The organism is Paenibacillus oceani (assembly GCF_014705615.1).
In the GTDB taxonomy this organism is placed as follows: domain Bacteria; phylum Bacillota; class Bacilli; order Paenibacillales; family NBRC-103111; genus Paenibacillus_AB; species Paenibacillus_AB oceani.
Genome location: NZ_JACXJA010000019.1, coordinates 32537 through 46462 on the forward strand (window position 1 = coordinate 32537; position 13926 = coordinate 46462).

Below are 13926 nucleotides of genomic sequence, written 5' to 3' on the forward strand. Positions count from 1 at the left end.
TCGATGAGCGAACGGACTTGGCTTGGCGTTATGCAGACATAAAGGAGAGATCAACCATGGCTGGAGAAGGTAAAAAACATATTCTGGCGATCAGCGCCCATGCCGGCGACCAGGAACTAACAGCCGGAGCGACGATTGCGAAATACACGCAGGAAGGCCATAAAGCGACGTTTCTGCATCTGACTCCCGGGGAGAAAGGGCATCCGCGGTTGACGCCCGACGAATATGCGAAGCAGAAAATCGAGGAAGCGTACAAATCGGCCGAAATTCTCGGCGCGGACGTCCGTTTCCTGCAATACAAAGATGCGGAAATTCCGGTCAACGACGAGATCAAATACGAGGTTGCGGACATCATCCGCGAGGTGAAGCCGGACATCATTATTACTCACTGGAAAAACAGCATCCATAAAGATCATGCCAATACGCACAAAATCGTCGAGGACGCGCATTTTTATGCCGCCTTGAAAACGATCGAGCGCGATCTGCCTTCCCACTATGCCGGCAAGCTGTATTTCTCGGAAAACTGGGAAGATATGCACGAGTTCGTGCCCGAGGTGTTCGTGGACATTCCGGAGGATGCGTTCGAGACGTGGATTAAAGCGCTTAGCGTGTACGCTTTTGCGAGGGGAGAGACTTACGGCTTCCCGTACATCGATTATTATAAATCGCTGACGGTCGTTCGCGGAGCGCCGGTTTATTTCAAAAGGGCGCAAGGGTTTATGGTGCCGCGGGGCGCCTTGAACCAGCGGCTCCAGTGGTTTTGAGCAGACGGAGATTGACTGAGGTATCGGGATAGCGGGATAACGGGAGTCCTTGACACTGTCGGTGACGGTGTCGGGGGCTTCTTTTGCATATCGGCGAAAAAAAACGAAAGTTTCGCTGCTGTCGATCATATGTTACTTTGTGCCGTAAAATGCGAGGGGTCCGAGGACGTGCGGTGCGAATTCGATCGAACATGGAGGTATGGTGTCATGCCCACAAGTTCAGAGTTGCGTGCGGCGGGAAGAAGAAGCTTGACCGGTTATTGGTGGAATGCGGTTGGTCTGACCTTGATTTACTCGCTCATTCTCGGGCTCGTCGGTTCGATTCCGGGGATCGGATGGATCGGGGTTCTGCTGCTGGGCGGTCCGTTAACTTTTGCGATGTACGTTTTCTTCCTCAGGCTGCATAGGGGAGAACGTCCGCTAATCGGCTCGTTGTTCGACGGCTTCAGCCGGTATGCGCCGACCATGGCTCTTTATTTGCTGATGTATGTATTGATTATTTTGTGGTCGCTTCTGCTGGTCGTACCGGGCATTATCGCCGCTCTCCGCTATTCGCAGGCTTATTTTATTATGCAGGACGATGCGACAATTGGTCCGCAGGATGCGATTGAGCGAAGCAAAGAAATGATGTACGGGCATAAGTGGCGATTGTTCGTTCTGTATGTGTCCTTTATTGGCTGGGCGCTTCTGAGCGCCATTACATTCGGCATCGGCTCGTTGTGGCTGGTTCCTTATATGCTGGCGAGCCAGGCGGCTTTTTACGAGGACTTGAAGAGCCGGTCCAGCTAACGGAATCTCGGTCTGTCTTGACACATTGCTGTATCTATGGTATTTTCAGGAAGGAATCGTTTGAAATGAGCGGAAGCACCGCCATTATGCACATCTGAAGAGATGCGCGTAGTGGCGGTTTTTTATTGTGGAAATATGTGGACGAGAATGAATATTTTATGTGATACTACTGCTGATGGATGACTTTGGACCTATGCTACCGATAAAAGGGGAGATTGATGATGAATAAACATTGGATCACTTTGAGCGCTTTGTTGTTAATTGTTTCGGCCTGCGATTCGACGACCACGAGTGCAAGTGCCCATACGGGCTTGAAGGCGGAGCCTGCTGCGGCGGCGTCTTCTGGCGCTGCCAAAAACGTCGTGCTGACAGACATTAGCGGGCATTGGGGCGAGACAAGTATCCAGAAGGCGGTCAAGAAAGGGTATGTGGATGGGTACGAGGATGCGACGTTCCGTGCGGAAAAAGAGGTATCGCGCGCAGAGTTTATTAAGATGGTGCTTACGGCGATGGGACCGGATACGACGGCGGCGAAGCCGGCAGTTGATTCGAAGCAGGCGGGTTCAGCGAAGGAATTGACCGTATCGGCGGGAGAGCCGGCCAATTGGTACGATTCGTATGTGCAGAAGGCGCAGGAGATCGGCATTCAGCGCAAGGAAGATTTCAAGGAAGGCGACATGAATACCTCTATGACCCGGCTGGAAATGGCCCGGATCGCCGTTCGCGCTACTGACCCGACCCTCCAAAAGCCCGAAGTTCGTATTGACGACCGTTCGGTCATGTACAATGCGACGAAGAAAGGGTTAATACAAGGATTGGAAGCGGGAGATCTGGCTCCGGACAACACCACGACGCGGGCGCAGTCGGTCACGATCATCGAGCGGGTTTTGACCGTGAACAGCGGCGGTACGCTGGAAGTGGATAAGTATGCGCTGGGAAATGCGGAGCTAGCGCTGAAAAAGACGAATATTTTTACAGTTATGCCGGAGTTTTTTGGGGGCAAAGGATTTCCATGGAATATGGACAATTTGACGATTGAAACGAGCGATGGATTGTATAAAGGCGTCGTAACCCGTGTTGTTGCTGTGGATTTGGAGGATCCGAATGACCCGAATCGGGGAATTATGGGGGATTTGAATGAGCTGGTTTGGCGTGGGGGAGGAAATGAATACTTTAATGTTCTGGATTATCCGGATAGCTATCTTTTCGTAGTTGAGACGCATACAGAGTTTAATAATGATGAGTCATACACACTATACCCAAAAAGAGCAAACGGGCTTGATTTCTCACTTTATGGCATTCTTAGGCCTGATTCGAGCGCTTTAAGTGAAGGGAAATTAAACTCATGGGCACGTCTTTATAATAAAAACGATACGCAGAAAGCGCTCAAAGCCATGATTTTGCCGAAACACGGAATACAAACTGATGGGTCCATAACATTACGCTTGCGGGTTACCTCTCATCCTTCTGCAGGGCCTAATTACAAAGACGTATTCGAATTAGTTACGCCAAAACTGATTGAGTAGGCGGTGGACAGATGTTTCGAACTCTCAAGAGGCGGATCGCCTATCTCTGCCTGGCTCTCATGATTGGTAGTCTTCTACCACTTGACCTTATTATTCCGGAACTGCGTTCATTATCCAGAGCAGCACAAGCGGCAGGGGAAACCACTGAAATAGTTATGTTGAACTATAACGGTACAGCTCACTGGGAAGGGTATTCGAAAGAACAAGTCCTTAATCCAACAACTCAAATCGAATTCAGACAAGGAAAGAAAATTAAAAACGCGGTATTCGTAAATGGAGACGGATCAACTAAGCCCATCCCGCAGGCTATTGGGCAGGCTAGTTGGTCCGGTAGTATAAGTACGACAGGGCTGGAGATCAAGGTCACATCAACCAACAATTCCGAGACACATACGTTTTTCGCATGGTACCGATACAGCTATACTAATCCTAAAAAGGGCTGGTATGCAAATAAAGAAGATATGCACGGAAATATTAAACAGGTGTACTGCGAAGGCGGTAAAACAGAGTATTATGGCGGCGTTGAGATGTACGAGTTTCCTTCTTGTACACAGGAACTGGAGTTCCCGGCTAATCGAACAAAGGCATTCTACGATAGTACTCAAAAATATTACGACGATAATCATTTAAAGGTTACAAGTTTTAAAACTCCTAAAGTGGAAGAAGAGGTCGAAATTGAAGGCCCTGAAGGCACATATGGCACCTCAGAAGGAATAGGGACGAAAAACAAGATTAGTAACGCGAGACTTGTCCAGAAAGATCCAAGCGATGTGAATAGCTTCTATATCCGATACTCACAGTCATTCTTAGATTATCCTAACGATGGAACACCGCCACCCAGCAGCGCCATCAAAAACCCTGGCGCCCTTGGAGCCAGGATGATGGCCTACTTTGCAGCCTTTACCTTTGATTTAGAAGGCCGAACATACCAGCACCCAACTTATATCACCGTCACCTACGAGGACAACGTCCTTCCGGAGCCGGACATTGCAGATATTAAAGTGACCGCCGCACAGAGCTGTATCTTGGTCGGCGTCAACATGAGCTTTTACGTCAGCGTGACGAACCACGGAGCGCCTTACTCCGGGGCGTTTAATGCGAAAGTAAGCGTGGACGGGACCGTCATCAAGACGATTCCGTTTAACGGCATCGCGAACGGGGAAGTGAAGAAGGACGAATTTCTGTACAAGTTCACGGCAGCCGGATCGAAAACATTTACCGTAACGGTCGATACGCTGCCCGGAGAGAAAAACACCGGGAACAACTCCAAGACGTTCTCCTTTGAGGGGAAGGTGTCCTGCAGTGACCCCGGTCCCGATCCGGAGCCCAATGATGGTCCGGAAGTGATTACAGGGGACTTTATGTTTGTATACCCGTCCCCGGTCGAGTACGGAAAAAGCCAAGTATACCGGCCGCTGGATGTATCGGTGAAAGGGAAGAAAGACGGAAACGTGTGTACGCTTGCTCAATTGCTTTGGACCTCGACTCAAGGGAGCAAGGTCCATACGGAAGATGCAGGATCTAGCATTTATTCGGGGGGGATCAGCGGGCCGCCATACCCGGCTGGCATCGGGGGTGGAATCGTAAATGTTACGATGAAGATAACGTCCTCCTGTGGCTCTACAAAGGTCGTGACGAAGCCGTTCGAAATTGTCGTACCTTCCGGCAACAGTCCTCCCGTGTTCTTTCCGGGCTGGTTTGCAGGCGGCAACAGCTTTGCCTTTCCCTCGATCAGCCAAGTTGTAGTCGGCAGTTATGTCGATCTCGGCATCATCCATAATCCGCTGGACGATCCGCCTACTCCTTACGATCCGGAAGGCGACGGTATTATCTACTATTTCGATTTCAAAAACACGACCAGCACTTGGCTGAAACAGCTGTACGAAGATCGGGGGTTTTGGTCGTACGACGAGCATTTCCGGATGCTGAAAGCGGACGTGCTCGGGTCTCATTCCATCAACGTTTGTGCTCAGGACGTCCGCGGCGCGGACGCCGGATGTAAAACGACTACGCTGAATGTTGTTCCACCGGAACCGATTCCGGTCATTACAGGAGGGGATAACGCCGTTGAAGGCCGTCCGATCCCGGTCCCGTTCAGTTGCGCGGACAGCTATACGCCATTTGGAGAAATTACAAGCTGTCTGTGGGGTGGAGACAAGCGTACGATGTATCCGGAATCCGGCTACTACACGGTGTACCTCGACGTGTTTAATAGCGCGGGGCTGAAAAACTTGCCGGAGGATCAGGCGTCGAAGACGATTTATGTCAGACCCGACTTGCCGCCTGTTCCGGACTTGGATAACCCCGGCATCGGCATTCGCAACGTGGCACTCCATTTCAGGGAGAAATCGTACAGTCCGGATGACGATCCGATGTTCATCTCCAAAGTGAGTCTGATGTATGACAGCAACAATGACGGTTCTTTTAGCGACGAGGCGATCGAGCCGGTCGAGCTGGATACCGGTCGAAAGTTTAGCTTCACGCCGACGAAGGTAGGGAAGTACGCGATTCGGGTATTCGCCCAAGAGTCGGTAGGATACAAAAAATCGGCGACGAAAGACTTTTATTTTGAAGTGATCAACGAAGCGCCGGAAGCGCCGTTTTACGTCAAAGGATCAGACTTCCAACCGCCGCAGGTTGAATCCAAGGCATTCAGCCCGGAAACGCTGCTATACGATCCGAGCTGGACCGCTTCTTCGATCTCGATGGCCGCAAAACCGAAGGAATACAATATCAACAGCAGTGAGAATGCGCTGGAAGTGCCGGGCACACCGATTTCGCAAGGGTTAGCTCCAACCAATAGCAATGTCACCAGCAAAGTGCTGACTTGGGGTTGCGGAGATATTCTTTACGGGAACTGTTGGGGCCTTGGCTCCATGTTGAAGCCGTATGTATTTACCGGTTCCAATGCGAACGGCTGGCTGAACCTGAACAGCACAGCATCGAACATCTCCCGGACACAGGCGATGCAAAATCATAGTTCGGAAAGTATATGGCCCAACAGCTACGTCGTGACCCCCAATTTTGAAACCGGCCGGGTGATGTTCCGTTCCAACAATCGATGTACTTGTAATACGTACGGCTACTATTATCACACCTATGTATTTAATATTTCGGACGTCGAAAACGCAGCCTTCCGGGCGCAAGGAGGAGGGACACCGGCATTACCGACACCGCTGTACTTTAGAGAATATTTCGTATCGTTTAACACGCCGAATTACGATAAAGTGCTGCCACCGGACCCGCCAACAAATATTTGGACCTATCCGGCAGCCAAGCCGATGTACGAGATTGGTCCTGTATCCCGAATGGAAGGGCTGCCTGTCGTGACGGATCAAGTCGTTCAGCGTGTGAAGTCTTATGCCAATAGCCGTAGTTACGGCACAGACTACAAGGGAAATCCGTATGTGTATGCTTGTTATTTAGACAATGACAATAACACGAATTGGCAGTTTCCCTACGCTTGCGATTTACAAAAGAAAGACCGGAACGGCAATCTGCTCTGGACCATACCGAAAATAAAACGTCTGTATCGGTATGATTCGCAAATCCAGAACGGAGTGGTCGAATATGTAACGGCCGATAACAATAAAGCAATCATAACTGTTCCAGGTAGCCCTGGCGGCGAGCGAGCCAAAGTATTTGATAACAACACGGGGGCTTTACTCTATGAGATCCCGCAGCGCGATTACGGCGGTGCGAGTCAACTTGTAACCGTGCATGACAAAGTCATCTACTGGACCACCACCATTAAAAGCTCAGATGGCGATGTTGTCAACTACTACAATTACATGAACATTCTTGATTTGAACACCTTTTCAATCGTTACTGTGTTGGCCGGGGAGTCGCGCTATTACAATGAAGATTCCTACTTCATTTATGGCGGCCTCATGCTACCAGCAACCGTAACGGCGGACGGCAAGATTTTATTTACTAACCATATCGGCCTTCAAGTGTACGATCTGAACGGAAACAAACTTACAGAATATACGAAACCAAGCAATATCTATGGATTCACAGATCGCGCCCCACTGGTTATGGAAGACGGAACGGTCGTAATTGAATTCCGGTATGATTCCGGTTCGACCTTCTGGGCCTGGGTGGTTAAAACGGATGTCGATCCACATACAGCAGATCTGTACAATTTCGGCCAGTTGAGCAATCCGAATGAAACGCTGGATAACGGCGAGGTAGCAGCAGGCTTTAAACTCAATCACGAGAACTTTGCAAATACGGTTTCCTTTGGATTAGCGGCCCGGATGGTCGATCACCGGAACATGTACAGACTGGAGGTAACGGACGAGAAATCCAAAATCGTAAAAATCGTAGATGGCGTGAAAACGACGCTGCAGGAAGTCTCTTACCCAATCAGCAAAGGTAACTATTACGATGTGAAGCTGAAACTCAGCGGGGACCGTCTGAAGGGGTATGTAGGCGGGGTACCTCTCCTGGATGTTACGGATTCGACGTTTTCCTCCGGGATGATGGGGCCGTATTCGGAAGTAACGCATGTTTTGATCAAAGGTTTCCATTACACGAAGTACATCGGCAACGAGGGCAGCACGAAGAACACGGCCATTGTAGGCGCTCCGGTAGAATATGTGATCAGCTATTCCGACCTGGAGAACGATCCGGCCATAACCGACTGGAGCCGGTGGACGTTCGATCATGTGGAGCCGAACAAGTTTTTGGATGCCGGCGACGGCTACTCCGGGTTATCCGCGTTTCACGGTCAAATGGTGACATCGCCGCATCTGATCATGGATAAAGTCGGTCGGTACAAAGTTTCCTATCAGGTTCCCGACGATCCGTCACCAGCCGGATACGAGTATCCGAATGGGACGTTCGGCAGCTATCGCAAATATTCCGATCTGCAGACGGAATTCGTCATCATCCACCGCCGGCCGATCGCCGTATTCACGGTCGCTCAAAACCCGGATTATACCATTGGCTGGACCGACACGAGCTACGATCCGGACCGCTGGCTGGCGCCATGGCACTATTCGACGGAAGCAACCGGGATCGATTATGCGGCTACCCGCGGCGTCATCGAGCGCAGGTACAATTACACCGATCCGGACGGCATCACCCAGTTCGGGAAACTGACAAGGCCGTCGAAAAAAGGAGCGTACACCGTACGGCTGGCCGTCAAGGACGAGTACGGGGCTTGGAGTGATTGGGCCGAGCAAATGATCAACGTATCGCAGCCGGTGCCGAACACCCCGCCGACCGTGTTGCTGACGTTCCCAAGCGGAAGCCAAACAAGTCCGTCTTACGTGAACACGCTGCAGCCGACGCTGACATGGAACCAGCACGACATCGATCCCGATACGACGTTCGCTGCGTTCCACTTGATCGTCCGGGACGAATGGGGCACTGTGGTCCGCGATACCGCCATCAAGCCGCAAGGGACAACCTCCAATACGGCACAGTGGACGATGGATACAAACCTGGCGATCGGGCAGAAGTACCAGGTTCAGGTGAGGGTGAGCGACGGCAATGATTGGTCGGACTGGTCGAATATCGGCTGGCTCGTGACGAACCGGCCGCCCGAAGCCGTGATGACGTACCCAGACGGAACGCAAGCTCAGCCGACGGTCGTGAGCACGATACGGCCGGTGTTCCAGTGGTCGCAGACGGACCCCGACCCAGGCACCACGTTCCATTACTTCGAGCTGGAAGTGTGGAACGAGGCTAACGATACGCGTCTCCTGACATCGGGACAGCACTGGCAAGGTTCCACTCTATCGGCGGGAACATGGACCGCTGGCAGCGATCTGCCGGGCGGACAGAAGCTTCGCGTACGCGTCAGGGTCCATGACGGTTACGTCTGGTCCGGATGGTCCGCGGATACTTGGCTGTATGTGAATCGGGTGCCGGTCCCGGACTTTGACTGGGCCCCAAAGCCGATTTGGGAAGGGGATACCGTTTATTTGAAAAATATGTCTTCCGATCCCGATGGCGATGTACTGACTTCCCGCTGGGATATTGAAACGCCGGTCGGAGACAGGTTCGTACTGATCTCGACGGACGCCTTGTTCATCTTCTCGGTACCGGGTGTTTACACCGTCACGCTGACCGTTAGCGACGGCTATGAGACTGTCAGCACAACTAAAACGCCAGTTGCCGCGCCGCTGACGATCTTGTCCGATGTCAGCCATACGCCGCAGTGGCGCGACATTCATGAAGCCAAAGGTCACAATACGACAGCCGCGCCCAAAGACTTTTATTCCGGCGAAGTGTTCGTCGTTCAGACCGAAAGCTCCCCGGCGCCCGTGGCCGAAGCGGTTGCCTGGATCGATACGGTGGGGAAGGACGGCGGCCGCTTTTTTGTCAGCGAATTGCTTATTGTGGAGGACGGGTCAAGCACGCGATTCTCCGGACGGCTTTTCGATGAGAGATGGATGTCGGTTACGCAAGGCTTCCCGGAAGCTGAACAGATCGTCCATTTTCGCATCCGTTACCAGAACGGCGTCGTCAAAACGGAGGACATCCCGCTCCGAATCATCGGCAATATCCAGGAAGCGGTCCAGGTTCACCGGAGACAATAATACCAAACGATACTACCAAACGGCCTGATTCCGCGAATGCTTCGCGATTTCAGGCAGTTTGTCCGTCTTACCGTTACAGATGATAGTTCGCCGGACCAGATGCAGAGAGGCTTCGAACCGGGGGTTCGTTTCTTTACGAGGGACTGCCTACTTCCCCAGCCATCCCTGCTCCTGTTACGCTCATAGCTCCGTAGGGTCCATAGCGGGCTGCCCGGCGGGACCCAACGTCAGTTCCTGGAACTGCTCCTTCCACGGCGACAGAGCGGGCAGCCCGTCCAACGTTTCTACGGCCTTTTGCATAAACAGCGACTGGATCACCTCGGTATACTCGGCGCATCCCGATTCGGCGATGTACGCCATGCATGCTCCCTTGTGCTGCAAAAACTGTTCCCGGGTCATCGCGCCCGAGTAATAGTCCTGAATCGGGGCGAACCTGCCTTCCGTATCGTCCCCGAGCAAGTACAAGATCGGCAACGTCTTTTTTCGGTGCAGCAGGTCGTTTTTCAGATCGTAACGCAAGACATCCCGCATATCGTTGGACAGTTGATACACAACCCCGACGTAACCGGCCAGCAGCTCCATCTGCTCGGCGATGTCACCGCCTGCGGGAGCTGCCCCGTAACCCATGTAATAGGCTAACTTCAGCAGCATGCACGATTTGTGCTGCACGACGGAGATGTAATCCTGCTCGGTTTCGATATCGTTCGTTAAGTCGCGATACTGTCCGTTTACCGCATGCATGACGATTTGGCTAATCTCACCGGGCTCGGGAAACCGCTCCTCCGGATGCTCCGCCTGCAATCGGCCCAACTCGGCGATCGCTCCCATCAGCAGACCCATCACTGCATTCAGCGCCAGCTCGGGCGGGCATTTCATCCAGCTTTTGTCCATATTGTCGCGGTCCTGCAAATCGTCGGCGATATCCAGCGCGAGCACGAGCAGCTCCGTCAAAGCCGCCAGCCGGTCGATATGGGGCGAACGTCCGCCATACATGAAGTGGGCCAGCCGCGTCGATTGTCCCCAGCGCGACGTTTCCCCCGCCTTGTCGGAGGCGAACGCTTTCAGCAAGGCGTTGAAATCCGCTACCGGTACGAGCCGGTCGATCGTTTGCTCGATTTCGTTCAACAGGGCAGCCTGCATCAATTAGGGCTCCTCCGGAAGATCGGCGTACATCGGACTCCGCACAAATTTCTCGATCGCCTGAATGCGGGTGGAGACGCCGAACTTGTCGTATATTTTTTTGAGATAATTGTCTACCGACCGTTTGCTGACATGGATCTGATCGGCGATCTGTTCATGGGTAACGCCTTTGACCAGCAACGACATAATTTGCAGCTCGTCGGCGGACAAGACGACCGTTTCCGTCTCGGCGGGGCGGGGCACCCGGTTCGTTACCCGCATCTGCTGATACAGCGGGAGCGGAATCATCGTATGGTTGTCGAGAATGCAGCGGACGAGGTTCTGGATCGTCGTCTCTCCGGACTCTTTCGAAATGATGCCGCTAACCCCGATCTCAAGCAAGTGGTTGTACAAGTCGGCGACATCGATTCCGGTAAAAATGACGATGTGCGTCTGCGGGTAGCGCCGCTTCACTTTCTCGGCGACCAGACTGCCGTACTGGTCCGGCATATGGTAATCGAGAAACAGCAGCTCCGGCTGATGCTCTTCAACCAGCTCCAGACATTGTTGTCCGTTCGACGCAACTCCTACGACGGTGATGCCTTCCACCTGCTCCAAAATCAGTTTCGTCGCCCGAGCTACAACGGGATGATCGTCTACGACTACCGTCCTGACGGTTCGTTTCATGCAGTCTTTCCCCCTTTCATCGGAAACGAAATACGGATACTGACTCCTTCCCCTTGATGAGCGTCCAGCTCCAACTGGCCGTTCAGATGAAGAACACGGCTACGAAGCTGTTCGATCCCGACTCCGGACGTGCCGATATCCGGCGCCGTCATCTCTTCCGGGTCGAAGCCGACGCCGTCATCCTGGTAATGCAGAACGACTTGTCCGCTTATCGTGGTGAGCCGAAGCGAGATAAAGGAAGCTTCTGAATGCTTCTTCGCGTTATTGATTAATTCCTGCACGATTCGGAAAATATGGCGTTTCGTTTCCAGATCGCGGCGTTCGACCGCAATCGCGCCGGAGGCGTCGAAGCGGATCTGGAACGGGCTGCTGAACGATTCCCGTTCAATAATTTTTTCGATCGTCCGGACAAGCCCGATTTCCTGCAGCAGATAAGGGTTAAGATCGAAGCAGCTTTGACGCAGGTTCACATTGATAATTTCAATATAATCGACGAGTCCGTGAATCGTCTCCTTGGCGTCGGCCGGAAGTCCCAGCCGTTCCCCAAGCGCCGTCAGCTTGCGCTTCAAGAAGAACAAGTCCTGCATTGTCGTATCGTGCAGATCGGAGGCAATTCGCACCCGCTCCTGTTCCTGAAGCTCGAAGGTCAGTTTGCGGAACCAGTTGAAATCGTACGCCTCTTGCTCGTTCGGCAGCTGGGAGGCGAGCCGGTTCAGCTTCACGGTCAGCTTGCGGATCAAGTAGATGTTCTCCAGACTGACGGCCAAATACGAGATAATAAGACTCAGCCATTGCACTTCCTCCAGACCGAGCTTGGTATTCGACTTTTTCTGGGTCATGATCAGGTAACTCGTATATTCCTCGTGCCGGTTGATTTCGAATTTCATCAGGTTCGGGTGTTCCGATGACGGTTCGCTGGCTACTATTTTCTCGACTTCCTCCTGATTGATGTCCCCTTCGCGGATCATTTCGATACTGTCGCGATGACGGAACACGATGGCGCCTCCGTACACCTGCAGCGTATTCACGATATCGCTCAGAAAGAGATCCTTCAGATCGCGGAAGCTGGATATGGACGTCAGGTCTTTCGATATTTTTTTGAGCGCTTCCTGCAAGTAATGTTTACGCGGAAACATCACCCGCTCCAGGCGCGTGTACATGTTCTCGACGGAATATAGAACGAAAGTTAATATAACCAAGACAACGATAAAGGAGAAGAAAAAATATTTAAGGTTGATATAGTCTTGGAAAATCAAGGCGTTGACCAGTACGATAGCTCCGCTCGGCAGCAGCGCGACAATAACGGTGAACAAAAGCCGGCGAAGCACGATATCGATGTCGTATAATTGCTTGGTTAACAATAGATAGGCGAACGAAAGCGGGAAAAAAAGCACAAACCATCCCATATACAGCGAGCTGACCCACTCTACGTTATACAACACAAGCGGGAGAAAGGATAAAGTGACGATCGGAATGAAAGAGATGATCAGCGCAACCCAGACTACTTTTATAATGGTGGATAAATAGGAATTGCTCTTATAATTTTTGATATATAACCCGGCTAGCACGGCGAAACTTAACGAAATCGAAAGGATAAACATAATAATATTGATCATGGAAGTGATGCGTGTCATATAAAACGCTGCGAAGCTTTCGAAAAAAAAGGTGCACCGGAACAGAAAATTGACGGCAACCGATATGTATAAATATTTCAAGTATCCTCGCGGCAAATCCTGATCGCCTTTTTCTTTAAAAAACTCGATTAAGAAATGCAAGAAAACGACCGGTAATAAGACGAGAAACGTATTGATTAAGTTTTTGCCAAGCGCGTCTCCGCGTATGGAGGCCCCAAGACTCATAAAAGTGATCCCGATACAGACGAAAACAAGAGCAAGAAGAGTAGCGGATTTGGAAAATTTGATCCGGGAATTAATGAACAGCGCTATGGTAAAGCAGACGATTTCGGCTATGAAGGGCAGCAGCGAATAGGAAAGCGAGTTCGAGACGCCTTCCGTAGTAACGGTGAGCTGTTGATGGTTCCGTTCGATTATAATTTCATCGACCTGTTCAATCGAGCCCCACTTTTTGATAGGAGGATGTTCGGAGGGAGGAACTCCGTCTACCGAAACGATCGTATCTCCGATTCGGATGTCCAGATGCTGGGATACGCTTTCCGGATCGAGACTTTCTACCACCCATTCACTGCCAGGATTTTTAGCCAAATTAATCCCTATATACGGGTAGCGGAAGGTCAGGTAGGCAAACCAGATTTGAATGCCGATGAGAGCGAGGATGATAATCGGCAGTTTTCGACCCCTCAAAAAAAAAAACATATAATCACCTACAATTTGGTATTTGAACTTCCATAATTTTCTGGTACTATTGGATTAGTAACGGATTATAAAAATAAGGAGGAATATCCTAAGTATGCAAACTTTAACTTGGTCCCCGCAACTGCAACTGACTGTTAGAAACTCGAGAAAAGAAAGC

7 protein-coding genes are annotated in these 13926 nt (G+C 51.4%); 4 read left to right on the forward strand and 3 right to left on the reverse strand.

Translation table 11 applies throughout. The annotated features are described in order from the left end of the window. Window positions 1-56 precede the first annotated feature (56 nt). From IDH45_RS15095 to IDH45_RS15110, 4 genes are all read left to right on the forward strand, one after another. Window positions 57-764 carry a PIG-L deacetylase family protein gene (locus IDH45_RS15095; protein ID WP_190928952.1) on the forward strand — a complete coding sequence of 236 codons (708 nt, stop codon included), beginning with the start codon at window positions 57-59 and terminating at the stop codon, window positions 762-764. A gap of 207 nt (window positions 765-971) precedes the next feature. Further along, complete coding sequence (locus tag IDH45_RS15100; protein ID WP_190928953.1) at window positions 972-1553, forward strand: DUF975 family protein; 582 nt, start codon at window positions 972-974, stop codon at window positions 1551-1553. Between the two features lie 221 nt (window positions 1554-1774). Next, a complete protein-coding gene (locus IDH45_RS15105) occupies window positions 1775-3079 on the forward strand; it encodes an S-layer homology domain-containing protein (RefSeq protein ID WP_190928954.1) in 1305 nt (434 codons plus the stop codon). An 881-nt stretch (window positions 3080-3960) separates the two neighbouring features. Further along, complete coding sequence (locus IDH45_RS15110) at window positions 3961-9630, forward strand: CARDB domain-containing protein (RefSeq protein WP_190928955.1); 5670 nt, start codon at window positions 3961-3963, stop codon at window positions 9628-9630. A 180-nt stretch (window positions 9631-9810) separates the two neighbouring features. Here IDH45_RS15110 and IDH45_RS15115 read toward each other — a convergent pair whose 3' ends face one another. The 3 genes from IDH45_RS15115 to IDH45_RS15125 are packed head-to-tail and all read right to left on the reverse strand — an operon-like array spanning window position 9811 to window position 13769. Further along, window positions 9811-10770, reverse strand: coding sequence for a polyprenyl synthetase family protein (locus IDH45_RS15115; RefSeq protein WP_190928956.1), 960 nt, complete (start codon window positions 10768-10770; stop codon window positions 9811-9813). Between the two features lie 3 nt (window positions 10771-10773). Continuing rightward, window positions 10774-11436 carry a response regulator transcription factor gene (locus tag IDH45_RS15120; RefSeq protein WP_190928957.1) on the reverse strand — a complete coding sequence of 221 codons (663 nt, stop codon included), beginning with the start codon at window positions 11434-11436 and terminating at the stop codon, window positions 10774-10776. Next, entirely contained in the window at window positions 11433-13769 is a 2337-nt protein-coding gene (locus tag IDH45_RS15125; RefSeq protein WP_190928958.1) for an ATP-binding protein, read from the reverse strand. Before IDH45_RS15125 ends, IDH45_RS15120 begins: the two co-directional genes overlap by 4 nt. Between the last annotated feature and the right edge of the window lie 157 nt (window positions 13770-13926).